The organism is Petrocella sp. FN5, assembly GCF_029210395.1.
Classification (GTDB): Bacteria; Bacillota; Clostridia; order Lachnospirales; family Vallitaleaceae; genus Petrocella.
Genome location: NZ_JARGDP010000005.1, coordinates 1 through 24,596 on the forward strand (window position 1 = coordinate 1; position 24,596 = coordinate 24,596).

General features: G+C 35.9%; 30 protein-coding genes. 1 reads left to right on the top strand and 29 read right to left on the bottom strand.

The genetic code is table 11. The annotated features are described in order from the left end of the window. Window positions 1–8 precede the first annotated feature (8 nt). The 11 genes from pyrR to P0N36_RS02470 form a co-directional block, all read right to left on the bottom strand. Window positions 9–527 (bottom strand): bifunctional pyr operon transcriptional regulator/uracil phosphoribosyltransferase PyrR, encoded by a 519-nt coding sequence (pyrR, locus tag P0N36_RS02420; RefSeq protein WP_275841230.1) that lies wholly within the window; start codon window positions 525–527, stop codon window positions 9–11. A 239-nt stretch (window positions 528–766) separates the two neighbouring features. After that, entirely contained in the window at window positions 767–1,690 is a 924-nt protein-coding gene (locus P0N36_RS02425) for an RluA family pseudouridine synthase (protein ID WP_275841231.1), read from the bottom strand. Continuing rightward, window positions 1,683–2,180 carry a signal peptidase II gene (gene lspA, locus P0N36_RS02430; RefSeq protein WP_275841232.1) on the bottom strand — a complete coding sequence of 166 codons (498 nt, stop codon included), beginning with the start codon at window positions 2,178–2,180 and terminating at the stop codon, window positions 1,683–1,685. The genes P0N36_RS02425 and lspA overlap by 8 nt, the downstream gene beginning before the upstream one ends. A gap of 9 nt (window positions 2,181–2,189) precedes the next feature. Then, window positions 2,190–3,272, bottom strand: a complete 1,083-nt coding sequence (aroB, locus tag P0N36_RS02435) for a 3-dehydroquinate synthase (RefSeq protein ID WP_275841234.1) — start codon at window positions 3,270–3,272, stop codon at window positions 2,190–2,192. A 63-nt stretch (window positions 3,273–3,335) separates the two neighbouring features. Beyond that, window positions 3,336–3,899, bottom strand: coding sequence for a DivIVA domain-containing protein (locus tag P0N36_RS02440; RefSeq protein ID WP_275841235.1), 564 nt, complete (start codon window positions 3,897–3,899; stop codon window positions 3,336–3,338). Window positions 3,900–3,909: 10 nt separating this feature from the next. Then, on the bottom strand, window positions 3,910–4,689 hold the full coding sequence (locus P0N36_RS02445) for a YlmH/Sll1252 family protein (RefSeq protein ID WP_275841236.1): 780 nt from the start codon (window positions 4,687–4,689) through the stop codon (window positions 3,910–3,912). Between the two features lie 15 nt (window positions 4,690–4,704). Beyond that, entirely contained in the window at window positions 4,705–4,977 is a 273-nt protein-coding gene (locus tag P0N36_RS02450; protein ID WP_275841237.1) for a YggT family protein, read from the bottom strand. A gap of 23 nt (window positions 4,978–5,000) precedes the next feature. Next, window positions 5,001–5,513, bottom strand: coding sequence for a cell division protein SepF (locus P0N36_RS02455; RefSeq protein ID WP_275841238.1), 513 nt, complete (start codon window positions 5,511–5,513; stop codon window positions 5,001–5,003). A 17-nt stretch (window positions 5,514–5,530) separates the two neighbouring features. Further along, window positions 5,531–6,220, bottom strand: coding sequence for a YggS family pyridoxal phosphate-dependent enzyme (locus P0N36_RS02460; RefSeq protein WP_275841239.1), 690 nt, complete (start codon window positions 6,218–6,220; stop codon window positions 5,531–5,533). Between the two features lie 10 nt (window positions 6,221–6,230). Then, window positions 6,231–7,709 (bottom strand): HlyD family efflux transporter periplasmic adaptor subunit, encoded by a 1,479-nt coding sequence (locus P0N36_RS02465; protein WP_275841240.1) that lies wholly within the window; start codon window positions 7,707–7,709, stop codon window positions 6,231–6,233. Window positions 7,710–7,774: 65 nt separating this feature from the next. Further along, window positions 7,775–8,653, bottom strand: a complete 879-nt coding sequence (locus tag P0N36_RS02470; RefSeq protein ID WP_275841241.1) for a TIGR01212 family radical SAM protein — start codon at window positions 8,651–8,653, stop codon at window positions 7,775–7,777. A gap of 175 nt (window positions 8,654–8,828) precedes the next feature. On the opposite strand from P0N36_RS02470, the gene P0N36_RS02475 reads away from it, so the two are divergent. Continuing rightward, entirely contained in the window at window positions 8,829–9,248 is a 420-nt protein-coding gene (locus P0N36_RS02475; protein ID WP_275841243.1) for a twitching motility protein PilT, read from the top strand. 137 nt (window positions 9,249–9,385) lie between these two features. On the opposite strand, the gene mgsA is transcribed toward P0N36_RS02475, so the two are convergent. The 18 genes from mgsA to P0N36_RS02565 form a co-directional block, all read right to left on the bottom strand. Continuing rightward, window positions 9,386–9,778, bottom strand: a complete 393-nt coding sequence (gene mgsA, locus P0N36_RS02480; protein WP_125135552.1) for a methylglyoxal synthase — start codon at window positions 9,776–9,778, stop codon at window positions 9,386–9,388. Window positions 9,779–9,816: 38 nt separating this feature from the next. Next, window positions 9,817–10,947 (bottom strand): FtsW/RodA/SpoVE family cell cycle protein, encoded by a 1,131-nt coding sequence (locus tag P0N36_RS02485; protein WP_275841245.1) that lies wholly within the window; start codon window positions 10,945–10,947, stop codon window positions 9,817–9,819. 1 nt (window position 10,948) lies between these two features. Then, a complete protein-coding gene (gene minE / locus P0N36_RS02490) occupies window positions 10,949–11,224 on the bottom strand; it encodes a cell division topological specificity factor MinE (RefSeq protein WP_275841247.1) in 276 nt (91 codons plus the stop codon). 14 nt (window positions 11,225–11,238) lie between these two features. Next, window positions 11,239–12,036 carry a septum site-determining protein MinD gene (minD, locus tag P0N36_RS02495; RefSeq protein ID WP_275841249.1) on the bottom strand — a complete coding sequence of 266 codons (798 nt, stop codon included), beginning with the start codon at window positions 12,034–12,036 and terminating at the stop codon, window positions 11,239–11,241. Window positions 12,037–12,057: 21 nt separating this feature from the next. Then, a complete protein-coding gene (gene minC / locus P0N36_RS02500; protein ID WP_275841250.1) occupies window positions 12,058–12,756 on the bottom strand; it encodes a septum site-determining protein MinC in 699 nt (232 codons plus the stop codon). A gap of 98 nt (window positions 12,757–12,854) precedes the next feature. Then, window positions 12,855–15,608, bottom strand: coding sequence for a penicillin-binding transpeptidase domain-containing protein (locus tag P0N36_RS02505; RefSeq protein ID WP_275841252.1), 2,754 nt, complete (start codon window positions 15,606–15,608; stop codon window positions 12,855–12,857). Beyond that, on the bottom strand, window positions 15,609–16,139 hold the full coding sequence (gene mreD, locus P0N36_RS02510; RefSeq protein ID WP_275841254.1) for a rod shape-determining protein MreD: 531 nt from the start codon (window positions 16,137–16,139) through the stop codon (window positions 15,609–15,611). It lies immediately after the preceding gene. After that, the gene (mreC, locus tag P0N36_RS02515; protein WP_275841255.1) at window positions 16,136–16,975 is read right to left on the bottom strand and encodes a rod shape-determining protein MreC; all 840 of its coding nucleotides are present in this window, start codon (window positions 16,973–16,975) and stop codon (window positions 16,136–16,138) included. The genes mreD and mreC overlap by 4 nt, the downstream gene beginning before the upstream one ends. 28 nt (window positions 16,976–17,003) lie before the next feature. After that, window positions 17,004–17,699: a RadC family protein gene (gene radC / locus P0N36_RS02520; protein WP_275841256.1), complete on the bottom strand. Its 696-nt coding sequence runs from the start codon at window positions 17,697–17,699 to the stop codon at window positions 17,004–17,006. 58 nt (window positions 17,700–17,757) lie between these two features. Beyond that, entirely contained in the window at window positions 17,758–18,366 is a 609-nt protein-coding gene (locus tag P0N36_RS02525; RefSeq protein ID WP_275841257.1) for a Maf family protein, read from the bottom strand. A gap of 2 nt (window positions 18,367–18,368) precedes the next feature. Next, window positions 18,369–18,638: a DUF4321 domain-containing protein gene (locus P0N36_RS02530; protein WP_275841258.1), complete on the bottom strand. Its 270-nt coding sequence runs from the start codon at window positions 18,636–18,638 to the stop codon at window positions 18,369–18,371. Between the two features lie 197 nt (window positions 18,639–18,835). Beyond that, window positions 18,836–19,633, bottom strand: a complete 798-nt coding sequence (locus P0N36_RS02535) for an RnfABCDGE type electron transport complex subunit B (RefSeq protein WP_275841259.1) — start codon at window positions 19,631–19,633, stop codon at window positions 18,836–18,838. A gap of 15 nt (window positions 19,634–19,648) precedes the next feature. Then, window positions 19,649–20,227, bottom strand: a complete 579-nt coding sequence (gene rsxA / locus P0N36_RS02540; protein WP_334305347.1) for an electron transport complex subunit RsxA — start codon at window positions 20,225–20,227, stop codon at window positions 19,649–19,651. A 6-nt stretch (window positions 20,228–20,233) separates the two neighbouring features. Next, window positions 20,234–20,839, bottom strand: coding sequence for an electron transport complex subunit RsxE (gene rsxE, locus P0N36_RS02545; RefSeq protein WP_275841261.1), 606 nt, complete (start codon window positions 20,837–20,839; stop codon window positions 20,234–20,236). Next, on the bottom strand, window positions 20,840–21,427 hold the full coding sequence (locus tag P0N36_RS02550; protein ID WP_275841262.1) for an RnfABCDGE type electron transport complex subunit G: 588 nt from the start codon (window positions 21,425–21,427) through the stop codon (window positions 20,840–20,842). Further along, window positions 21,427–22,362, bottom strand: a complete 936-nt coding sequence (locus P0N36_RS02555; RefSeq protein WP_275841264.1) for an RnfABCDGE type electron transport complex subunit D — start codon at window positions 22,360–22,362, stop codon at window positions 21,427–21,429. Before P0N36_RS02555 ends, P0N36_RS02550 begins: the two co-directional genes overlap by 1 nt. A 9-nt stretch (window positions 22,363–22,371) precedes the next feature. Continuing rightward, window positions 22,372–23,694 (bottom strand): electron transport complex subunit RsxC, encoded by a 1,323-nt coding sequence (rsxC, locus tag P0N36_RS02560; RefSeq protein ID WP_275841265.1) that lies wholly within the window; start codon window positions 23,692–23,694, stop codon window positions 22,372–22,374. A gap of 356 nt (window positions 23,695–24,050) precedes the next feature. Continuing rightward, window positions 24,051–24,593, bottom strand: a complete 543-nt coding sequence (locus P0N36_RS02565) for an ATP-binding protein (RefSeq protein WP_275841267.1) — start codon at window positions 24,591–24,593, stop codon at window positions 24,051–24,053. Between the last annotated feature and the right edge of the window lie 3 nt (window positions 24,594–24,596).

Genomic DNA, 24,596 nt, shown 5'->3' on the forward strand with positions numbered 1-24,596 from the left:
AAATCAAGTTACTCGATAACGACACTGTCTTCCCCATCGATTTCTACTAAATGAACGGAAACAATTTCTTCTTTGGAAGTCGGTACATTTTTGCCCACATAATCTGCTCGAAGTGGTAATTCTCTATGTCCTCTGTCAATAAGGGTTGCAAACTGAATCTTCCTAGCACGTCCCGCATCCATAACCGCATCTAGAGCAGCTCTACATGTTCTTCCTGTATAGACCACGTCATCCACAAGTACGACGATATGATCATTTACATTTATATGTAGCTGATTATTAACGACAGGCTGTATACTTTTCTTCTCCAAATCATCCCTGTAGAAGGTAATGTCAAGTGAATCAAAAGGCACTTTAAATCCCTCTATTTCTTCAATTTTATTTACAATTCTTTTTGCAAGTGGTACCCCTCTTGTTTTAATACCAAGAATTACGACATCGGATACGCCCTTATTGTTCTCAATGATTTCATGAGCGATACGTGTAACCATGCGTCCTATGGCTTGTTGGTCCAATATGTATTTCATAGTCGTATTCCTTCCTTATTAGCAAATAAAAAGACTTCTTATTAAACAACATAATAAGAAGCCGTAACAATTACGATCGACAACCTCTTATTAGTCTCACGGAACTAATTTAAAAAGATTCTAGTTAATTAAATTTGAGTTTTTTTGATGCTTTAACCAAACATGGTTAAAGGACAAAACATTAAATATAATTTAACATAGAGTTCTATAATTGTCTATGTTTTTATGATGAACATGCTTTATTTTTTATATCCAAGACGTAACAATGCATTTTCAAAGTCTATGGGTCGTGATGCAGTAAAGGACATATACTGGCCTGTCGATGGATGTATAAAGCCGAGCGTCTTTGCGTGAAGCATCTGTCCCGGCAACTTCATATGGCTGTTTCTAGGACCATATAGAGGATCTCCAAGTAGTGGATGATTGATACTGGCCATATGCACACGAATCTGATGGGTTCTACCCGTTTCTAGTTTGAGTTCAACATGTGTAAACCCATGTTCTAATCGGTTTAGGACTTTGTAATGGGTAGTCGCCTCTTTACCGTTTTTAAAATTAATCGACATTTTTTTTCGGTGAATAGGATGTCGACCAATAGGTCCTTCTATAGTCCCAGTATCCTCTTTTACATTATTATAGACGATGGCTTCATAGAGACGATCTACTTTGTGTTCTTTAAGCTGTTCTGCAATATGTACATGGGAATGGTCATTCTTACACACAACCAAAAGTCCTGTAGTATCTTTGTCGATTCGATGGACGATTCCTGGACGCAACTCTCCATTGATTCCGGAAAGACTTGTTTTACAATGATGCATGATACCATTAACTAAAGTATCTTCGTAATGACCAGGTGCAGGATGTACAACCATGTCAACTGGCTTATTAATAATAAGTAGATCCTGATCTTCATAAACGATATCCAGAAACATAGGTGTTGGTGTAATTGGGACTTCTTTAACAGCGGGTATGATCAGCTTTATGGTGTCCCCCATATGAACCTTATAATTGGATTTGACTGGTAACTGATTTACAGTAACTTGTTCCTCAATAATCCACTTTTGAATATGAGACCTTGTTATATCGGTCAACTTTGAAGTAAGGAATTTATCAATTCTTTCACCTGTTTCCTCTTTAGTTACAACAAATTCTTGATTATTCATGACGATCACGTAACCATTTCTTAATATCTAAATCATCTTCATTGTAATGAAACAATACAAGGTAAATAAGTGAAAAGCATGCGATGACCACTAAGATATCTGCCACATTGAAAACAGGAAATTCAAACCAGTGAAAATGAAACATATCGACTACAAAGCCATCACGTATTCTATCAATAAAATTACCTAAAGCACCTGAAAATAAAAGAACCATCGTAACCCTCAAAGGTATATATAGTTTTTGTCTTGGAAGAATATAATAGATCATAATCATGACCAACATCGTTATAATTGTAAAAAGGGCAAAAATAGCAATTTGATTTTGTAGCATACCAAAGGCTGCGCCACGGTTTTCAACATAGGTAAGTTTAAAGATGCCATCAAGAACAATGATGTCATTTTGATGTTTTAAGTGTGCGATGGTCCACCATTTTGTCCATTGGTCAAAGCCAACCAAAGCTATTATGCAAATTATACTTGTTATAAACATACGAAACACCTAATTAAGGATTGCCTTAATACCTTCCATAATCAATTTCTCTTCTATATTATTGTCCATATAACAGGTTCCTATCCTTTTAAGGAGAACAAAACTAAGCTGATGATGCTTGGTCTTTTTGTCAAAAAATAACTCTTTATAAATAGCCTCCGGTGATAAATCTGCAATGCCAATTGGAAGATCATATAAACCCATTAGAGAAGATATTCTATCCAAATCCTGCTGAGTTAAATCACCTAGTATGTAACTTATGTAAGAAGCTGCCATCATACCAAGTGCAACGCATTCTCCGTGAAGACGTTCAAAATCCATTAATCTTTCAATCGCATGTCCGATTGTATGACCAAAATTAAGCGTAGCCCTAAGACCTTGCTCTTTTTCATCTTTTGATACAATATCTGATTTTATTAAACAAGATGTTTTGATTAAGGCTGTAATGGCTTCATGATTCAGACTTTTAATGTCATCAACACGACTTTCTAAAAATGACATGTAAGCTTCGTCTTTAATCAAACTATGTTTAATGACCTCACCCATACCTGAAGCAAATTCTTGGACAGGTAAAGTTCTTAAAGTCTTCGTGTTAATAAATACCATTTCAGGTTGATGGAAAGCCCCAACAATATTTTTATAGCCATTAAAATCAATCCCTGTCTTACCACCGATGCTGCTGTCAACCTGAGCCAATAGACTCGTGGGTACTTGGATAAAATCAATACCACGCATATAGGTGGCCGCCGTAAATCCAACCATATCCCCTACCACACCACCACCCAAAGCAATTAATAGAGATTGGCGGTCAAATTGATGGGTTATCAAAAAATCATAGATTAAGTTAATCGATTTATAATTCTTATTAACTTCACCGTGAGCAAAATCAAAAGATAAAACTTCGATATTAAGTCCTTCAAGGGTGTTTTTAACTTCAGATGTGTATAAAGGTGCAACGTGATCGTCGGATATAATCGCAATTTTACTGTAGTTTTTCCTAAGTTTCAATATTTGTTCACGTAAAGGTTCAAAAGAAGCCTCAAAATGTATGGTGTATTTTTTTAGTGGTGTTTCTACTTGTATTGAATTCATATGCCCTCCAAATAAAACTGCCTAAGCTTACTTAGACAGTTGTTTGTGCGTATTTGTGATTATTTATGACTCAAGGGTCTCATCACTTTCAACATTTTCCACTTCATCATCTGTTTCTACATCTTCTTCAAAGGTATAGGACCCATTTAGTGGTACTGCATTAATACTTTTTAATAACTCAAGTTCATTCTTTTCAGTCATCTCAAGTTGAGCATTTAAGAAATGCTTGATTTGTATTTTTGACGCATCATATTGCTTAATGAGTTCTTCTCTTTTTTTATTAATTGAATATACTTCATTTTTACCTTCATTGACAATCGCTTGAGCATTGATTTCAGCTTCTTTAATAATCTGCTCAGCTTTTTTTCGTGCTAAGTTTTTGGTTTCTTCTGCCATTTTTTCAGCTTGAATTAAAGTGTTTTGCAGAACATCTTCTATGGTTTTATAATATTGAATGCCTTCATTTAGCATATTAACTTTGTCATTAAGTTCAATGTTTTCCTTATAAAGTTGCTCATAATTTACCAAAACTTCTCGAAGAAAGGTTTTTACCTCACGATTATTGTAACCTGATACGCTTTTGGTAAATGTTTTTGATTCTATGTCTATTGGTGTTAGTCTAGCCATTATTACCCTCCTATTGATAGTGATCGATTTCTACTACGATTCGATTTTTTTTTGTCATTTTTCCAATACTTGTCAAACGTATTTTACCTACACCTCGAATAGAGATGATGTCTTTGACTTTTAGAATCCTACTAATTTGGGTCACTTCCTTACCATTGACAAAGACACGACCCAATTGAATATGGTTAACACTTTTTTGACGTGATAGTCCTGTTCCCAGCTTGAGAATATTATCCAATCTTAATGATGCCACGGTACCTTGTATATTTTTATAGGATTGTTGATTCATTTGTTCGAACGCTACTTTGGTGATTTTGCTTAGATTAACTTTGTTTCTCCCAATGGTCACCATTTGATTCATAATATAATCACCAATAGAAGCCATGCAAATCAATGACATACCTTGTTCATCAACTAAAAGGTCCCCTATTAATTTGCGTTCTATTCCAAGGCTCATGAGAGCACCCAAATAATCACGATGGGTAAGATTTTTCCCACTTAGTATAAAAGGCAACTGCATTCGTATATACATGACATAATCATCATAATCATAGTCAAAATCATCAAAAACACATGTTGGCTTAAGAAACAAAAGGACTCTTTCCGCTTGATTATAGCCACCGTAAGTTTGATATAATGTACCGGATTTATTCAGATAGTCCTTAGCCAAAGACAACTGATGTTGATTTAAGAAATCTGTATTGGTAATCCAATTCATAGCATTTGCCTTACGAGAAAGGTCTTCAAGTCTATGAATGAACATTTGATCGGATTTATCTTTCACTTCCATAAGAGGTAAGCCACCTTACATATATGGACGTAAATAGTTCTGTAAAGTTGTTAAAATTAAATAGGCAATAAAAGGTGAAAAATCTAAAGCCATATTCGCGCCACCAAAAATCGATTTTTTGATCATCGTCCTTATAGGTCCAAGTACCGGGTCAATGATGCTGTGCAATAAACGCACTAAAAAGCTACCATGATTAATGGGTAACCAAGAAATCAAGGCACTCACAACAATCAAGGTACTTAAAATAACTAGAAAATAATACAATGCACGAATGAATAAAACTGTCATAAATCCTCCAAAATAGTCGGTGATTAATCTTCCTGAGTCTTCCATGGTAAAATTATGCCGTTTGACTTGAGTTCTTCTCTAAAATCTCCGGCAACATCGACGTTTTCCGGGGCAATAATAAAGATATTATTTGTTACTCTTTGAAGATTACCATTCAATGTATAACAAGACCCGCTTACAAAATCCATAATACGCTGAGCAACATTGCGCTCCATATTTTCAAGATTGATAATAACCGGACGTTGGCTTTTTATATGATCGCAAATATCTTGTGCTTCATCATAGGATTCCGGTTGAATGACAACAACCTCCATTTGTACACTTGCTTGAAAATTGACCACTTTAGAAGCACTCGTCGTGTCCTTACCACCAGAAAAACTTCTAAAAGACCTTGTTTGTTCCTCTTGATTGTCTTTGACGGTTTGGCGATAAGCCGATTCTTGTATGTAATCTTCACGAACATCAATATCTTCTTGCTCATCTTCATAGTCGTTTAATTTCATCATATCCATCATTTTGTCAATGAATTTTGCCATAATGTTCACCCCTTATATTAATAATTTCGATCACCGAACAATGCGGTTCCGATACGTATCATGGTGGCCCCTTCTTCTATTGCTACCTTGAAATCATTGGTCATACCCATAGAGAGGACATCCATACTCACATTATCAAGGTTTTGTTCTTTTATGTCAACAGAAAGTTGGTATAAAGCTTTAAATATAGGGCGATTTTCCTCAGGGTTGTCAACAAATGGTGCGATGGTCATAAGGCCTTCAATCTTGAGGTTCTCCAATCGATGTATGGACTTAACCATACCAATAACATTTTGGGATTCAAAACCATATTTACTTTCTTCTTGTGCTACATTGACTTGTATGAGTATGTGGGCAATTATATCTTTCTTCTTTGCCTCTTTTGATATCGTTTCTGCAAGACGATATGAATCCACAGAATGAATGAGGTCTACTTTGTCAATAATATATTTGACTTTGTTGCGCTGTAGGTGCCCAATCATATGCCATTGTATGTCCTCTTTTTTGAACTGTTCATACTTGTCACATAACTCCTGAACTTTATTCTCACCAAAAATACGCATACCAGCCTTGTAGCCTTCTTCTAAGATACTAAGTGGCTTTGTTTTGGATACATTTACTAAGACAATGCTATTTGGATTCTTATCAATTTTAAGGCAGGTTTCTGCGATTTGATGGTTAATGGTATTAAGATTATCTTGAATCATACTGGCCTCCTTAATTGATGGTTTGGTATTCTGTTGTTGTTATGCCTTCCGTTGCTATTCGGTCATAAATCCTTATACCATAGGGTGTGTAGGGCGCAACAATACGATAATCAATGTCTTTATAGGTTGTTTGTATAAATTTAAAATCAGCAAATCCTTTATTGACCACATAAACGCCATCTAAATCCTCTGTTTGGTCAATGATAAACTCCGTTGTACTTATTGTTTCAGGATCTGTATAGGACAACACATCACCAACTTGTATCCTATCAGAGATAGGTACATAGACAAGATCATCCACCTTTAAAAACAATCTTGCTGTTGCAAAATCTATGGTGCTATCTCCAGGTACTTCTTCAGAGCTCACTTTTTTATAGACACCATACTGACCACTAAGATATCCAAAGTACTGAGCAGGTATAACTGCAAAGGTTTTTTTGACAATTGCAGATTCCGGTATTTTTATTCCTTGATGATTTTCATGTATGATTCTAAAATCTACAAAACGTTCATTTAAAAACTCATTTAACATACGGTCTGCTTCTATTTTTATGTAAGTTTTATTATCATCCGTAAATACTTGAATTTTTGCAACAATCTCTATGTTCTTTTCTACAAAATGTATGGTTTTGTAGTTCATCGTTTCCAGTAGTTTTGCGCTCTCAGGATCAATTTCTGCCACAATATGCCATAAATAATTGTCGATAACTTTAAATATAGGTTGTCCAACAGAAATATTACTTTTAGTCACGGTATCTTGGATTTTTGGCCTACGATTTAAATCACTAATAGTAAAGCTTTCCGTCGTAATATCCTCCATACCATCAATAATATAAGAAACTAAGCCACTGCTGGTTGCCTTATGCATCCGGATACTATTGCCAAGTTCACTTTCTAGCATATCAATATTAGAACTGTCAGAAAGCCCCAAACTTCTTTGCTGAATAATAACGGTATTCCTTATATCGCTTATATCATTTTCCAACTGTTTTCTTACAGTATAGGTATGTTCAAATTTTTTGTTATGTTGGTTTATTACATAATTCTTAATTCGATTTTGTAGATAACCATAACTATCTTCAAAAGATGGATCACTACTATCTAGCTTTTGATTCGCTTTGAAAATCTCTTCATCTAAAAGTGCAACATAATCCGTATCAGCTATAATGCCACAAACCGTATTAGTATTTCGAACACGAGCACCCTCTGTTAAGAAGTAGCGAATTTCACCTGCTGAGTCGGCAAGGGACACTTTTTCATTTCGAATGACTAAACCTGTATATGTATTTGAATGGGATAAGGTGCCCAGTTCTGCAATGGTGTAGTTCACTTTTTCCTTCACAGCAAAAGAAATCATGATAAAAACCAAATACGCCAATATGAGTACGAAGACAAAAACACCAAAATTCAAGTGTTTAGTTGCCTCTGTTTTTAGAGATGCTTCTGATTTCAGTTTTAGATAGCGGTTGTTATTTTTCTTAGATGACATTTGACCACCTCATTACAATAAGTTCTCTAGACATTATATCATTTTACCTTGATATAATCCTTCTTTCAACATTTTTTTTCAATACTTTCTTTAATGATCCACCAACTGGTATTCCAATTACAAAACACGGTGTCTTCCTTTGGAGCTCGGCTGACCAATCTTTGAACAGCACAATTCGGATTAAGATAGGTCAAAAAACTCACGACCCTTTCTATATAGTTTTCCATAGTGTTCATCTTGAACAATCCTTGATTGTACATGTCTTCAAATACGGTTTCTTTTGCAATGTATAAAGCATGTAGTTTTACCATCTCAACTTCCAGTTGATTCATCAGCAAAGCCATTTGTATAACTTCATCATCTTCATCCCAAGGCAAGTTCATAATCAAATGCGTACATACCTTGAACCCATATTCATGAATCAATTGAGTTGCGTTAATATATGACATAACATCATGACCTCGATTGATTTGTTTTAATGTGTCATCATTGGTTGTCTGAAGACCAAGTTCAATGACAATTTCAACATCATAGGTGTCACGGATGTTTTTTAATATTTCTAAATGTTCACGTGAAATACAATCCGGTCTTGTAGCGATATCGATTTCTACAATATTTTCTATGCAGGCAGATTGTATATATGCATTAAATACTTCATATGCCATATAAGTGTTTGTATAATTTTGAAAATAAGCGATGAATTGCTTGGCACCATACCTTTTACCAATATACTTCATATTGGACCTTAGTTGTGTTGCTACAGATTGAGTCGATGGTAAAGCTTCAAAGCCAGCACCTTTCTCACTGCAAAAATAACAACCTTGACTACCTAGTGTTCCATCTCTATTAGGACATGTTATGGGGAGATTAATAGGTAGTTTATAAACTTTTTCACCGTATTCTTTTTTTAAGTATTGACTATAGATATTATATAGTGTTTTCATTTTTTCTTCTTTCGTTGTATGATATGTACAAAATATAAAAATATTACAAACTTTTTTTATAAATGTTGAATTAAAAAAAGGAAAGCTCTAACAAACATAGAATATTATACTATAGCTCTCAGACATAAGTCTGATTGAAACGAGGATTCATTTTAATGTCAAGGAGGAGATTGCTATGATACGATTAGTTGCAGGTGATACAGGTGAAGGTAAAACAAAGGCATTAATCGATATGGCCAATAATGCTCTTAAAACTACTAAGGGGCACATTGTCTATATTGATTTGGATTCAAGTCATATGTACGATTTAAGACACGAAATACGATATATTAATATTTCAGATTATCCAATTGCAGATTATAAGGAATTCTTTGGATTCATGTGTGGTATTCTATCAGAAGATAATGATATCACTGAGGTCTATGCTGATGGACTTCTCCGTCAAGCGCACATCGATGAAATCTCAAAATCAGATGAATTAATTAAAAAATTAAAAGCGGTATCCGATAAATTTGACGTTCGATTTGTATTTAGTTTAACCTGTGATACTTGTAAAGTTCCGGAATTCTTGGAAGAATTCTTAATAAAAGCATAATACAAGTGGATTTTGGTAACTGATTTAATAATTGGATAACGTGTCAAAAAGATAAAAGTTGATTCCGACATATTATCCATCAATAGATATGAGCAAGGAAAGAGGTCAATCATGATTGACCTCTTTCCTTGTTTGATTTATAAAGCATTTCTCCACTCTAAGTCACCACGTTCTAAAGATTTAATCAGTAATTCCGCCGTTGCGAGATTGGTTGCAATTGGAATATTATGAATATCACATAAGCGGATAACACTTGAAGGATCAGGTTCATGTTGCATCTGAGATAATGGATCTCTTAGAAAGATCACCATATCAATTTGATTATGAGCAATCTGAGATCCAAGCTGCTGTTGTCCGCCTAGATGTCCAGCTAGGTATTTCTGTATAGAAAGGTTGGTTACTTCTTCTACAAGCCTACCTGTCGTTCCTGTCGCAAATATATCATGTTTTGATAGAATGTTTTTATAGGCTATGCACAGATTTTGCATGAGTTTTTTTTTGTTGTCGTGAGCGATTAAACCTATGTTCATGAATAGACCCCCTTTAATTATGAATTGTTACATTAAAGCTACTTGTTTAGTGTTGATTTCCTCTGCATGCCAATGTTGAGTATAATACCCATGCCAATCATGTTGGCCATTAAAGAACTTAGACCTGCACTAATAAACGGTAAAGGTATGCCTGTGTTAGGTACAATGCCAATTGTGACACCAATATTAATAAAGGACTGATATGTAATAATTGCTACTACACCTGTGATAATTAATTTGCCAAATAAATCACTTGCGTCTTTAGCAATCCACAAACATTTTAATATAAGTATAAACAGCAAGAGTATAACAATCGTACACCCAAAAAAACCAAATTCTTCACCAATTATAGAAAAGATAAAATCCGTTTGAGGCTCCGGTAAATAATCATATTGATTGACCTTACCTAAATAGAGTCCTTTTCCAAATATCCGCCCTGAACCAATGGCTTGAATGGAGTTATTGGTTTGCATAAGTAATGATGGGTCAACACTATCCGGCCGAATTAAGGATATGATTCGATTCACTTGATATCCTTTTAGTAGGGTTTGATCTGGCTGTTGAATGTACCAAAGTCCAATAAGAGCCGATGGTATTAACACAGCACTTGCTCCAACCACATATAGATAACTAATACCGGAAACATAGATAATGAAGGCCAGTATTAAAAACATAATTAAACCCGTAGAAAGATCCGGTTGCCTTATGATAAGAATTGTTGGCACAAGGGTTAACAGTATAGAACCTAAGATTATATACCACTGATTAATCCTGGATTCAAACTTATCAAAATACTTGGCAAGCACCAATACCAGAAAAATCTTTGCAAATTCACTAGGTTGCAATCTGAATGGACCTAAATCGATCCATCTTACTGCGTTGTTAGCAGATGCGCCTGCAACCAATACCAATGACAGTAAAAGTATGCTAAATATATAGATTGGAATAGCTAGTTTTCCTAACCAATGATAATCAAAAAAGGCAAAAAACAACAGCATACAAAAGCCTAGAATATAGCCAATCATTTGTTTGTTTACAACTTCACTGGTTCCGTCAGGGCTATATACACGTGTTGCGCTTCCAATGGCAACAATACCGATAATACCCAGTAAGGCAATGAGCAAAACCAACACGTAGTCAAAACGTTTAAAGTCATATTGCTTAAACATATTACGTTCTCTTGCCTGGAACACGCATGTTACGAATTGGAATATTGGCATAAAGGGCCGGTACAATGCCATTTTCATATTCTGAGGAAGTTGTTCCCAGATTAATCTCAAGACCTTTTTCGTCTATTTCCATGTAACGACTTATAACATCGATGATTTCCTGCTTCATCATTTCAAGCAACTCGGTATTGCAGTTGGCCCTGTCGTGGATAAGAACTAACTTCAAACGATCTTTTGCAACACTACTTGAATGCTTCTTTTTACTAAAAAATCCCATTATAAGGCTCCTCTCTAATTATTTATCCCCATAATATTTCTCAATTTCTTGAAAAAACTTACATTTACATTAAGGTCTAAGTAGGGAACATCTTCTCCCATAATACGCTTACAAATATTCAAGTACGCTTTTCCAGATAGAACATCTTGATTAATAACAATGGGTTCCCCATTATTCGTTGATATGACGATGTTTTCATCATCAGGTATAGCACCAATTAGATCAATAGCCAGAATATCAATAACATCTTCAACAGACATCATATCTCCTCGCTTGATCATATCTGTTCTTAGTCGGTTAACAATTAGACGATGGTCCTTCATTTCATTGGCTTCAAGCAATCCAATAATTCTATCTGCGTCTCTAATCGCTGAAATTTCAGGTGTTGTAACGATTATTGCTCTGTCAGCACCTGCAATTGCGTTCTTGAAACCTTGTTCGATACCTGCCGGACAATCAATAATAACATAGTCAAAATCTTCTTTAAGATTTTCACAAAGTTCTTTCATTTGTTCAGGCGATACAGCATCCTTATCTCTGGTTTGTGCAGCTGGCAATAAAAATAGTTCCGGAAATTTCTTATCCTTAATTAGGGCTTGTTTTAAACGACAGTTGCCTTCTACAACATCAACAAGGTTATATACAATACGGTTTTCAAGTCCTAAAACGACATCTAGATTTCTAAGACCGATATCAGCATCCAACAATATTACTTTTTTACCTAACATAGCTAAACCGATACCTATATTAGCACTTGTGGTGGTCTTACCTACACCACCTTTTCCACTAGTAATTACAATACATTCACTCACGAGCTTGATCCCCTTTGCATTTTAGTTTAAGATTTTAAAATCTTTATGGGTGTTACCTTCAATATGATCTATGACGATACGTTCGTCTTCGATAAATGCTATTTGTGCTACCGTTCTACTTTTTTCGAATTTGTCCGGAGACCGGGCAATCACATCTCCTATTCGAATTTGGGTTGGCTGCATGTTTAGAGCAATAACACATGCTTGTCTTTCACCATCACATCCGGCATGAGCATAACCCTTCAGACTTCCAAGGATAACGATGTTACCCTTTGCTGTAACTTTTGCACCCGGATTAATATCACCTAATATAACGATACCTGTATCCATATTCAGTTCTTGTCCGGATCTTAATGTACCTTGATGAAAGACGGCCACTTCTTCAGGAAACACTTGCTTAGGCATTGTTTCTTTTGTTAATGTAGCCATAGCTTTCAAACTTTCCGAAGACACCACCGGTATATTGTCATCGACGACACAAAAAACCTCCATGTCAGTTAGTTCATGTATCATTTGAATAACTGACTCTTGTTGAGTTTCACTTAGGCTTCGTCCTTCAAATCCAATAGACACTTTAGCGTTCCCAAAAAATTTTTTACCATCTGTTAGTTTTGTTTTTATAGCCGATAGGAGGGCTTCAAAATCAGCATCTTGATTCATTATAAAATTAAGTCCATAACGGTTGCCTTTGATTAATACCAATTCATTCATATAATCCATCTTAAACCCTCTTTAATTCAATAAAAATTTTTCTAATCCTTATTATACATAATAACGCGTCCATTGTATACAGTTGAACAAGATGTTTCTTAGACCGATTAATTCAATTTATTACCGGTTGTATAATTTTCCGCCTCTTTATTAACTTCAAAATACATGGCCAGAACTTTTTTGGAGTTTAATGCGGCATATCTCGAGGAATAGCCAAAATGTATAACGGTTGCAATCGATACAGTCGGGTCATCATAAGGTGCAAATCCAGTAAATATTGCATGAGAGGCCCTTGACTTAATCAGTTCTGCAGTTCCAGTTTTACCGGCAATGGATATGGGAAAGTCAGCAAAATAAGATCTAGCAGTACCACTAGAACCTTCTGTTACTTCCAACATACCTTTTTTGACTACGTCTATATGGTTTTGATTGAAGTCATTTTCAATAATAGTTTTAGGCGTATAATCCACTATCACTTCACCAGATTTATTCATTACCTTATCCACGACGTTAAGTTCCTGCATTTTACCGTTATTTGCAAGGGTATTCATATACCTTGCTAATTGAACAGGTGTAAAATCATGTGTACCTTGACCAATTGTTGCCCTAACAGCATCTCTTTCAGCCAGTGTGGAAGATGCTTCACCAATCTCAATACCGGTTTTTGAATCTAATCCAAATCGGCTAGCATAATCTGCTAACACGCTAATACCGTGTGCATCACTATAACGACCATCTTCATTGAAGCTTAGTTGCCAACCCATCTCATAGAAAAAATAATTACAGGAATGTTCTATTGCCTGTATAACATTAATAGATCCATGACTTCCTCTGTTTTGATTATAAATCCAACAACTAGGTGAAGGAAATATCTTTGTGAAAATACCTCTATCCAGAACACGATCTGTCGGTCTTATAATGCCCTCCTCTAGTGCTGCAATGGCTGTAACCATTTTAAAGGTTGATCCTGGAACGGATTTTGCATAAGTTGCTCTTGGATACAATGGACTTGTAGGATCGGATAAAAGCTTTGCATAATAATTGTTATCAAAATTATTAACTAGGCGACTGTTATCATATGAGGGGTAACTAACTAGAGCTAGAACTTCACCTGTATCCACATCTGTAACGACTACCGCACCGGATGAAGGGTCTAAGGCCAATTGATGTGGTGTTATTTCAATATTTAAGATCTTTTGTTTCATAAAATCAATAGGTGCCAATCTACGGCTTTTTAGATTTATGATGTCTTCTTCTGTAGCTGTTACCAATCCAAAATCAAGGATTAAAAATGTAAGATCATAATAACTAAATGCTTCCTGATCTAAGAGGTACATGTATATGTATTTTGTAAAATCATAACGTGTAGCACTTTCTTCTTCAATGAACTTAATTACATATGCAAAAGCTTCTTCTTCTCCGGCATCTTTTAGTGCTTCAGGAAGAATCAAAAGATTTGCTTTATAAAATTCAGTCATTAATATTCTGAAGCTAATCTGCCCCTTCTTAAAAGCAACAAAGTTCTCATCAGATCTATAACCTTTATCTAGAATACCTTCTGTTCTTAGATTCTCCAGAAAATATGTGTAGATAGTGCCGTACTTATTATAATTTTGTGGTGGCGTGTCGTTTTTTATTTCATTAATAACATATGAAGCCATCTGGTCTTTTGTCGATACCATGGTATTATAGATTCGTGTTTGTCCGTCACTGTTTTCCGGGTTAATTAACCGTGTATCTATAAGGTCATATCGAAAAATAGAATCATATATATCTTTTAAAAGTATGTATCTTTGTTCTCTCGTGTTTGGCAAACGCATGAGCATTCTGTCTACAATAATTTCTGCCAATTGTCGCTCAAGAATATTATAGGTATTTATCTGTAAGTCCCTGTCGATGGTTAGGTATACATCATATCCCATAATAGGATCAATGTTGTCAATAACAAGCATCGTCTTGCCTAGGTTATTGACTTCCACTTTTTGTGCACCATCATAACCTCTTAAGTGGGACTCCATCTCCTTCTCTATTCCAATGACACCAATTGTATCTTCAGCAGTATAGCCTAAAGGTTTTAAGACTTCTAAGCGTTCAGAATCTATTTTCCTAGTATAACCAATGATATGTGCAAAATAGGGTGCATCATTATATACACGATAAGGGGTTTCAACTATAGACACACCAGGGAAAATATCATTTCGTTCTTCCAATACCGCTAAAGTTTTTTGACTGACATTGGTCGCTATAACCTCAGGTTGATATTTTGAATATCTTTTTATATATTGGGCATATCGGACATTTAATATATCCAGTGTCTCTGCAGTTGTATAATTCTTAGCATCAATATTAAAACGTTGATCCCTTAGAAACAGATATATTTCATAAGGCTCCATAGCAATCTGTTCTTCTGTTAACTGGCTAGTATATCTCAAATTGAATACGTTTTTCTTAAAGTTAAGGATTTGTTTTTCAGTACCAATAATCTCAAACCCATCTTCAGTTTGTCTTAAAGGAAATTCATCTACCAAAGCATCGCCATTATTTCGAATGATACCGATGAGTTCATGAATCATTTGGTTCTTGTCAGGTACTTCTATGCTGTCATTCAAAAAGACAGTGTAAGATATAATGTTTTCTGCAAGCGGATAACCATTTCGGTCATATATATTGCCTCGATGTCCCTCTATACTGACTTCCCTAATAACACTAAGTTCAAAGGCTTTTGCCAAGGCTTCACCTTCTACAATTTGAAGTTCAAAAAGTCGCATAACTAAGATGTAAAATAGGACAAATACAATCAGTAGTAATAAAAATAGTCTATGAGTAAGAAAGCTATATATTGCTTTAAATAGTGTTTTCAATTAATCTTCATTCTCCTTTAACCACTCGTTCTTTTCCACGTAGAGATTAATAAAATAATAAATTCGATAAAGTATGAAGCCCACAAATACGGAATAAATGAGTTCCGGTATAATAATCATAGTAAAATATTGGTTCAACTTTAACTGACCTCTAAATAAAAATGTAAAAAAGTAAACGATAAAATTTTGAAAAAAATCAGCAATGCCAATCATAGCAATAGGTACAAGCAGACTTTCTCTGTAAAAAGTTCGATAAAAAAAACCGGTAGCGTAACCAATATACATGTATATTAAAGCATAAAAGCCTATAACATCACCATAAAAAATATCGTGTAATAAACCAATAATAACACCTACAACAGCACCTTCTGCGCGTCCTCTTAACAGACCAAAAGAAACAATAGTGATGACAAAAATATTGGGTACAATACCATTGAAGGCTATTTCCTGGAACACGATAGGCTGTAAAATTAGGTTAATGAGTATGATTAATCCAATAACAAAAAAACGAGCAAATTGTACTTTTCTCATTGGTTCCTCCACAAGCGGTTGATGACCAGAACCTCTTCCATATGTTTAAAGTCTACTACAGGCTTAAGATAAGCAACTTGAGTCAATCGGTTCGGGTTATTTTCAATTTCCACAATGTGTCCTATCAGTATTCCCGGCGGGTAGACTTCACCAAGATGAGAAGTGGTTACTTCATCACCAATAATCAAATTGACATCCTCTCCAATATACTCAACTCTTAAAAGACCATCGTTATACAAGGTTAAGTCACCTTTAACAATGCATAAGTCTTCTGTACGAACAATAAACGCACTAACACTGCTTTTATCATCTATTATAGAACGTACTTTGGAATAATTAGGCCCGACTTCTATAATTTTTCCAAGCAAACCGGCACCTGACATAACCACCATATCCGGCTTGAATCCTGCACTTTCCCCTTTATCAATTGCAAAAACATGATACCAATTACCGGGATCTTTACTAATAACTCTAGAACCTGTTTTAGGATAATCAGCATAACGCTGATCAAGTTCATACAATGTTCTAAGTCTTTCTAACTCTGATTTAGATTGTTCTAGGATTTTATTTTCATAGATCAATTGATGAACTTCTTCACTTAATAGTTGATTAAGTTGTTCAAGCTCATTAATATTCTTTATAAAATTCACACTGCCTACTAACCAGTCTCCAAAATAAGTAACGCCCTTTTGTACCGGTATAACAACATAGGCCACGCTTTTCTCAATAGGTGTGATTTCCGTCCTCGTCTCCCATGTTAAAATCATTAAGAAAAGAAAAAGGACGGATATCCCTGTCATTATTTTCTGTGATGTTAAACGCCTTCTTCTTGACATATTGCCTCCATTAACTGATGGTTAAAGTCTAACCATTAATAAAACCTTTTTCTTTTAAGCTGGTATAATTTCCATCACCAATTACAATGTGGTCAAGTAAGGTAACACCTATTATTTCTCCTGATGCTTGTATACGCTTTGTAATGGCGATGTCTTCATTACTTGGTGTGGAGTTTCCGCTTGGGTGATTGTGTAATAGTATGATACTAACGGCATGGTGTCTTAAAGCATAAATAAATACTTCTCTAGGGTGTACAAGAGAAGCATTGACTGTACCAACAGACAGTGTATGATCTCCAATTATATTATGCTTCGTGTCCAATATGACCACTTTGAAATGCTCACATTCTAAATGCCGCATGGCTTCCATATAAACTGAAGCTACAGATGAAGGCGAATGAACATTAATTCTTTCCTTATAAGTAGCTTTTGCCATTCGGTTAGAAAGTTCAGTGATTGCTTTTAATTGTATCGCTTTAACGCGACCTATACCTTTTATCGTTTGTAGTTCTTTCATAGTCAACTTGTGCAGGCCAATCAAACCGGAAGTATGTTGGTTCAGAACGCGCATCGCTATATCTGTTGACTTTTCTTCTTTGGTACCACATTTAATGATAATAGCAAGAAGTTCTGCATCGGATAAAGCAGAGGCACCTCGCATTTCTAGTTTCTCATACGGTCGTTCTTCACTTGGAATTTCTTTGATGGTCATTATTTTTTGCATATTACCCCCCCGATAACAAGTCTCTCATCTCCTGTTTTCTATCTCTTTTGTAGACGATTTATTCATATAATTGGTCTTTTATAAGATCAAAATAATTTAAATTCAAAGATTTGAAGCCATCCATTAAGGTTTGTACGGACAATCCGACAACCGTACTGTATTCTCCATCAATTCGTTTAACAAGGGTGGCACCAATACCTTGAATACCATAAGCACCTGCTTTATCCATTGGTTCGCCTGTCGCTACATAGTCCTGTATCCATGTTTCCGAAAGAGGGTTCATGATTACATTGGTCATAGCTACTTGTGTAAATACTTCATGACCCGGCTGGTGTATTAAAGTCATGCCTGTCAAAACCTGATGGGTTCTGCCGCTTATCGCAGTCAACATAGCTATAGCCTCTGTGGTTGTTTTAGGCTGAGTAAGGATTTGATTATCTACAACCACAATCGTATCGGACCCAATAATCAAGCCTTGATCGAGTTCTTTTGCAACTGCATAGGCTTTTTCATATGAAAGTCTATGGACAAGAGCATGAGGCTTTTCATTAGGTTTATGTGATTCGTCAATATTAGACTTAATTACCCGTGGATATAGTTTTAAATTGTTGAGAATTTCTTTGCGTCTAGGTGATCCTGACGCTAAAATAATTTCTATAGATTTCATAATTATAACTTTCTGTAAACAAATAGTGATAGGGCTACACCTAGAATACTGGATACAGTAATTCTGATTAATATCTTAAATGTCAGTTCAATAACTTTTAAATCTATTTCTAATGGGTTCCCTACCATACCAAACTTATAGCCGAAGTCTAGCCATTTCAAATAGGGTACGCCTTGTGCCAAATTACCGATGAAACCACCAAGAACAATACCGGTCAATACGAGTAGAAATAAAGTCCAACCGTTTTTTGTGCTTTTTCTTTGATATGTCATATTAATCCCCTTTTCTTAAGTACCTTTTAGAAACATGAGTAGAACATAAATCCGGGCACATAAAGTCTCCCTATATGTCAACGCAGTTCTATTTTATCATAGGCCTATTTATTTGTATAGTTTTTCAAGGTATAGATTAAGAAAAACAGACTGACTCATTTTATATGAGCCAGTCTGTTAATGAATAAATCATAATATTAGTGTTGTGTGATCGCTTTAGTAGGACAAACTTCAATACATGCACCACATTGAACACATTTATCATAGTCGATTTTTGCTAAACCATTCGTAAAGGTAAAGGCATCATATTCACAAGCCTTAGAGCATTTGCGACAACCAATACAACCTACACTACATGCTTTCATTGTATCCTTACCTTTTTCCTGAGAGTTACAATTAACGCGTACTTTTGATGCTAAAGGTATGATTTCTATGATGTCTTTTGGACACGCAGATACACAGAGACCACATGAAGTACATTTTTCTTCATCCACGACGGCAAGACCGTTAACCACATGAATGGCATCGAACATACAGGCCTTGACACAGCTACCCAAACCAAGGCAGCCGTAAGAACACGCTTTTGAGCCACCACCTTGAACTTGGCTTGCATCGATACAATCTGCCACACCCATATAGATATATTTTTCCTTCGCTTTGTCACAATCACCGAAGCACTTAACAAAAGCTGTAGTGGGATCAAGATCACTCACTTCTACACCCATGATTCTAGCAACTTCGTCTGCACAAGTTTGACCGCCAACGGGACAACCACTGGTTTTAGCGTCTCCTTCGACTACAGCTTTAGCAAAAGCATCGCATCCAGCATATCCACAAGCACCACAATTGGCACTTGGCAAAGCTTCTCTAACCTCTGCGACGAGAGGGTTGACATCAACGGCAAATTTTTTGGCGGCATACCCAAGTCCTAATCCAAAGATTAATCCAAGGCCGCCAATACTTAGAGCCGAAAATATTATATTTGTCATTTCCATCCTAATACCTCCATCTTATTTGATCAATCCTGTAAATCCTAGGAAAGCAATCGCCATAAGCCCAGCAGTAATGAGTACGATTGGATATCCTTTAAAAGATTTTGGAATTGGATTGTATTCAATACGTTCTCTAATACCTGCCATTAAGACAATCGCTAGTGTGAAACCAATAGCGGTACCTAACCCACTAACGATGCTCTTAAAGAGTGAATACTCATTTTGCATATTTATAACGGCAATACCAAGTACAGCACAATTGGTTGTAATAAGAGGTAAAAACACCCCAAGGGCTTGATATAAAGAAGGGCTTGTTTTTTGTATAATCATCTCAACCAATTGAACAAGGGATGCTATGACCAGTATAAATGCTATGGTATATAAAAACTCAATATTAAGTGTCTTAAGTATAAATTCATAAACAATATAGGACATAATTGATGCCAGAGTCATAACAAATGTAACGGCAAGACCCATTCCAAGAGCGGTCTCCACTTTTTTAGAAACACCTAAAAATGGACAAACACCTAAGAACCTTGAAAGCACGATGTTGTTGACCAAGATGGCACCGATAAAAAATAATAATAAATCCATCATAACCTCCTAATTTCTATTGGCTGCTTTTGCCAAAACATAATTAAATGCTGCCAGTAATACACCTAGAACTAAGAACGCACCAGGCGCTAGTATCATTATAGATATTGGAACATAGCCAGCTGGCATAACACTCAGACCAAAAAGTGTCCCTGCACCTAAAATCTCTCTAACAGCACCAATGGCGCCAAGAGCAAGTGTGAAACCAAGACCCATACCCAATCCGTCAACAACGGATATAAATGGCTTGTTCTTTGAAGCAAAGCCTTCTGCACGTCCTAAAATAACACAGTTAACAACAATAAGGGGTATGAATATACCGAGTGAAGCATAAAGCGCCGGTACAAAACCTTGAAGCATGAAATCTACTATGGTTACAAATGAGGCAATGACAACTATGAAAGCGGGTATCCTAACTTTTGAAGGTATAATGTTTCTAAGAAGAGAAATAACCAGATTGGCCATAATGAGTACAACCGTTGTAGCAAGCCCCATACCGATACCATTTTCGGCAGAAGTTGTTACAGCCAAAGTAGGACACATGCCAAGGACTTGGATAAAAACAGGATTCTCATCTAAAATACCTGATTTGAATCTTTTTATAGCACTTTTCATCTATTTCACCTCCGCCATGTTGTCATTAAAATATTGAGTGGCAACATTTACCGCATTCGTAACAGATACAGATGTTATGGTAGCACCACTAATGGATGTTATATCACCAGGATTACCGGTTGGTGCACCTTTAATAACCGTTAAGGGTGCAACAGGTTGTCCCTCGAATTCAGATTTGAAGGCTAATTCAGTAATCTTAGCACCAAGACCCGGTGTTTCATTATGCCGAATGACATCGACACCAAGTATTTGATCATCCATGCCGATACCGACCATTAAAGCTATATTGCCTCCATAACCTTCTGTTGCCGTCATCTCAAAAGCATAACCAATTATTGCACCATCTTTTGTCGCTTCATACAGGTTTACAATGCCTTGTTCACTAGAACCTTCTTCTAAATCTATCAATGAAAATTCAGTAGCCTCAAAAACGACGGCTTTTAAAGCGTTATTTTTAAGTCTTTCTTGCTGTATACGGATAGGTTCTTTGGTAACTTCATAAGTTAACCCCAGTAGTGTTCCGGCAATTACAGTAATCATGAATAGAATCATTGCGTTTTTAATGATATTATCTGATTGTTTAGCCATTATTTTGCCACCTCCCCAAATGATTTTGGAACTGTGTATTTATCAATAAGTGGTACAAAAAGATTCATAATCAAGATTGCAAAAGATACACCTTCTGGATACCCTCCGAAAAGTCGAATCAGAGCTGTCAGCAAACCGCATCCCAAGCCCATAATGATCTGTCCTTTGGGCGTCGTTGGTGAGGAGGCATAATCTGTTGCCATAAAAAAGGCACCAATCATCAATCCTCCTGAAAAAATATGATAGCCTAAAAATGTCAAATCAAAACCTTTTCCTCCAAATAGCAGAACCATAATGGCCGTCGTAGCAATATAAATGGTTGGTATACGCCATGAAATTACTTTTCTTGCCATTAAATACAGACCACCAATTATTAATGCGATGGCTGAAGTCTCACCTAAAGAACCCGGTATTGTACCAATAAAGGTATCAAAAAGTGGCGGCATCAACTGCCCTCCCTCTTTCATAATCCCAAGTGGTGTTGCAGCACTAACGCCATCGATACCCCCCCACGTGGTCATTAGACCCGTGAAAGAAATCAAGAGAAAAGCTCTCGCAGCCAAAGCAGGGTTCATAAAATTTTGACCCAGGCCACCAAAAAGTTGTTTGACAATGATAATGGCAAAGAAACTACCCATAACCGAAACCCACCACGGAATAGAACTTGGTAAGTTAAGTGCCAGTAGCAAGCCGGTTACAGCAGCAGATAAATCCATTGCAGTGTTTTTTTGTTTCATTAGTTTTGTATAACCCCATTCCGCAAAAACACTAGATAGGATACAAACAACGATGGTACTAAAGGCACCGACACCAAAATAATAAATAGCAAATAAGGCAGCGGGTGTCAAAGCAATTAAAACATCTAACATCGTTTTTTGTATCGAATCTCTTGATTTAATATGCGGTGATGAAGAAATTATATACATATCTGACATATGAGCCTCCTAAGATTTTCTTCTGTTTGTAAGGATTTGTTTCTTGGTCGTCCTAAAGGATTGGAGTAAATGTCTTTTCGATGGACAAATATAAGAACATGCACCGCACTCCATACAATCCATACCGTTATACGCCTCAAATTCATCTTCAACCTGTGCCAATGCAAATTTGTTTAATTCAAAAGGTAAAAGACCCATTGGACATGCGCTAACACATTTACCACAACGCATACAATTACTCTCATCTTCTGTTGCTATGGCTTTTTTCGTTAAGCATAATATGGAAGAAGAACCTTTTATAATCGGAACATCCATGGTATACATAGCAAAACCCATCATAGGTCCACCTGAAATGATTTTGGCCGGTTCTTCAACAAAACCGCCTGCAGCTTCAATCAGTTCCTTATAACTGGTACCCAGTCTAACTTTAAAGTTTTGTGGTTCTTTGATGGCATCGCCTGTAACTGTAACAATCCTACGTGTTAAAGGTCGTCCACGATCAACCGCTCTATGAATGGCAACAATGGTATCCACATTTTGTACGATGCACCCAACTTCAAAAGGTAGTTTTCCAGAGGGTACTTCTCTTTTTGTTGCTGCATATATGAGTTGTTTTTCAGCACCTTGTGGGTACTTAGTATGTAATGTAATCACGTCAATACGAGGCTCTGCTTTAGCTGCTTCTGTTACTTTTTTAATAGCATCCGGTTTATTTGCCTCAATACCAATGATTCCCTTAGCATCCTTAAACATGCTTAGTAAAACCTTAAGGCCGGCAATCAGACGATCTGTTTCTTCTAACATAATACGATGATCTGACGTCAAATAAGGCTCACATTCAGCACCGTTTAAAATGATATAATCAATTTTTTTATCCGGTGGTGGTGCAAGTTTTATATGGGTTGGGAAGGTCGCGCCTCCCATACCTACAATGCCTGCATTTTTAATAATCTCTAATATCTCTTCGTTTGTCATGTTCTTATAATCATGAACTTGATTCAAACTTGGATCGTCTTCATAGAGATGATCGTTTTCAATAATAATACCCTTGCACTTAAACCCATTAGGGTGTTCCACTTCTTCTATGGACTTGACGGTCCCTGAAACACTACTAAAAATCGGCGAAGAAACAAATGCTTCTGAATCAGCGATTTTTTGTCCTAATAAAACACGATCACCTTTTTTGACAATAGGCTCACATGGTGCCCCAATATGTTGTGCCATTGGAAAAATTAGATCTCCAATCGGCTTTAATATTTTTATGGGTTTTTGATTCGTTGATTCTTTGTGATCCGGTGGATGAATTCCACGTTTGAAAGTAAATGCTGCCATAGGCAACCTCCATTCTGTTTTTATTTGCAACTGTTTGATTTACAAACTAAAACTGCCTTAGACTTATTATTAACTTGAGTCTTTAAACCTATATACAATGCATCATGGCTCAGTACATATAATAATACAAATGGACTGTTACCACAACAATTGATACATAGTTGACAATGTTACGAATCATGTTTAATTTCTCCAAGTCTCATTATACATGACTTTACAGTGTATTATGTATACATACTGTATTTATAAAAAACAAATTTAGGCAACAATCAATCCATTATCGTCTTAACTTTACCATCGGATTGCGCCTTTATTTTGTTTGTTTTTTAATTTGACGCTTTAAGCATTATTTGTTGTTATTGTCGAAGTTCATCAATAGATTCAGTAAGATATTCCTTCAACCATTGTATTACACTTATTGAAGTTAAAGGTACATCTTCCAAAGCTTCTTGCAAAGCTTTCGTACTGACTTCAAAGTTATTTTCATTATAGTTATGTCTATAACAAATATCAATGTTCTCATTGGAAGTGATGAGTCCGATTATTGTATTTACAATATCACCCATAGGAGGACGATCAATGTGGTCATATACCATCATAGATTTTAGCGTTGTACCACAACCAACTTGAGACTCAATCTTCAAATAACCATCACATAGACGACAGTTTTCATCTAATAATGGTATACCTAGACCCACTTTTCGAAGGGTACGTGATGTGGTGAAAGGATTCTTAATCGTACTTAGAATCTCATCTGGAATACCTTTTCCATTATCTTGTATGTCAAAGCGAAATTCATTATTGTATAAGTCCTCTGAGACGGATATAAGAATTTGACTCGCACCACCTCGAACACTATTGGTTGCAATGTCTAATATATGCATGGATAATTCTTTCATAAG

What these genes read in the sequence shown, in the direction of transcription:
- pyrR (WP_275841230.1), bottom strand. Translation starts at nt 527, where the DNA reads ATGAAATACATATTGGACCAACAAGCCATAGGACGCATGGTTACACGT.
- P0N36_RS02425 (WP_275841231.1), bottom strand. Translation starts at nt 1,690, where the DNA reads ATGAATAATCAAGAATTTGTTGTAACTAAAGAGGAAACAGGTGAAAGA.
- lspA (WP_275841232.1), bottom strand. Translation starts at nt 2,180, where the DNA reads ATGTTTATAACAAGTATAATTTGCATAATAGCTTTGGTTGGCTTTGAC.
- aroB (WP_275841234.1), bottom strand. Translation starts at nt 3,272, where the DNA reads ATGAATTCAATACAAGTAGAAACACCACTAAAAAAATACACCATACAT.
- P0N36_RS02440 (WP_275841235.1), bottom strand. Translation starts at nt 3,899, where the DNA reads ATGGCTAGACTAACACCAATAGACATAGAATCAAAAACATTTACCAAA.
- P0N36_RS02445 (WP_275841236.1), bottom strand. Translation starts at nt 4,689, where the DNA reads ATGGAAGTGAAAGATAAATCCGATCAAATGTTCATTCATAGACTTGAA.
- P0N36_RS02450 (WP_275841237.1), bottom strand. Translation starts at nt 4,977, where the DNA reads ATGACAGTTTTATTCATTCGTGCATTGTATTATTTTCTAGTTATTTTA.
- P0N36_RS02455 (WP_275841238.1), bottom strand. Translation starts at nt 5,513, where the DNA reads ATGGCAAAATTCATTGACAAAATGATGGATATGATGAAATTAAACGAC.
- P0N36_RS02460 (WP_275841239.1), bottom strand. Translation starts at nt 6,220, where the DNA reads ATGATTCAAGATAATCTTAATACCATTAACCATCAAATCGCAGAAACC.
- P0N36_RS02465 (WP_275841240.1), bottom strand. Translation starts at nt 7,709, where the DNA reads ATGTCATCTAAGAAAAATAACAACCGCTATCTAAAACTGAAATCAGAA.
- P0N36_RS02470 (WP_275841241.1), bottom strand. Translation starts at nt 8,653, where the DNA reads ATGAAAACACTATATAATATCTATAGTCAATACTTAAAAAAAGAATAC.
- P0N36_RS02475 (WP_275841243.1), top strand. Translation starts at nt 8,829, where the DNA reads ATGATACGATTAGTTGCAGGTGATACAGGTGAAGGTAAAACAAAGGCA.
- mgsA (WP_125135552.1), bottom strand. Translation starts at nt 9,778, where the DNA reads ATGAACATAGGTTTAATCGCTCACGACAACAAAAAAAAACTCATGCAA.
- P0N36_RS02485 (WP_275841245.1), bottom strand. Translation starts at nt 10,947, where the DNA reads ATGTTTAAGCAATATGACTTTAAACGTTTTGACTACGTGTTGGTTTTG.
- minE (WP_275841247.1), bottom strand. Translation starts at nt 11,224, where the DNA reads ATGGGATTTTTTAGTAAAAAGAAGCATTCAAGTAGTGTTGCAAAAGAT.
- minC (WP_275841250.1), bottom strand. Translation starts at nt 12,756, where the DNA reads ATGGATTATATGAATGAATTGGTATTAATCAAAGGCAACCGTTATGGA.
- mreD (WP_275841254.1), bottom strand. Translation starts at nt 16,139, where the DNA reads ATGAGAAAAGTACAATTTGCTCGTTTTTTTGTTATTGGATTAATCATA.
- mreC (WP_275841255.1), bottom strand. Translation starts at nt 16,975, where the DNA reads ATGTCAAGAAGAAGGCGTTTAACATCACAGAAAATAATGACAGGGATA.
- radC (WP_275841256.1), bottom strand. Translation starts at nt 17,699, where the DNA reads ATGCAAAAAATAATGACCATCAAAGAAATTCCAAGTGAAGAACGACCG.
- P0N36_RS02525 (WP_275841257.1), bottom strand. Translation starts at nt 18,366, where the DNA reads ATGAAATCTATAGAAATTATTTTAGCGTCAGGATCACCTAGACGCAAA.
- P0N36_RS02530 (WP_275841258.1), bottom strand. Translation starts at nt 18,638, where the DNA reads ATGACATATCAAAGAAAAAGCACAAAAAACGGTTGGACTTTATTTCTA.
- P0N36_RS02535 (WP_275841259.1), bottom strand. Translation starts at nt 19,633, where the DNA reads ATGGAAATGACAAATATAATATTTTCGGCTCTAAGTATTGGCGGCCTT.
- rsxA (WP_334305347.1), bottom strand. Translation starts at nt 20,227, where the DNA reads ATGATGGATTTATTATTATTTTTTATCGGTGCCATCTTGGTCAACAAC.
- rsxE (WP_275841261.1), bottom strand. Translation starts at nt 20,839, where the DNA reads ATGAAAAGTGCTATAAAAAGATTCAAATCAGGTATTTTAGATGAGAAT.
- P0N36_RS02550 (WP_275841262.1), bottom strand. Translation starts at nt 21,427, where the DNA reads ATGGCTAAACAATCAGATAATATCATTAAAAACGCAATGATTCTATTC.
- P0N36_RS02555 (WP_275841264.1), bottom strand. Translation starts at nt 22,362, where the DNA reads ATGTCAGATATGTATATAATTTCTTCATCACCGCATATTAAATCAAGA.
- rsxC (WP_275841265.1), bottom strand. Translation starts at nt 23,694, where the DNA reads ATGGCAGCATTTACTTTCAAACGTGGAATTCATCCACCGGATCACAAA.
- P0N36_RS02565 (WP_275841267.1), bottom strand. Translation starts at nt 24,593, where the DNA reads ATGAAAGAATTATCCATGCATATATTAGACATTGCAACCAATAGTGTT.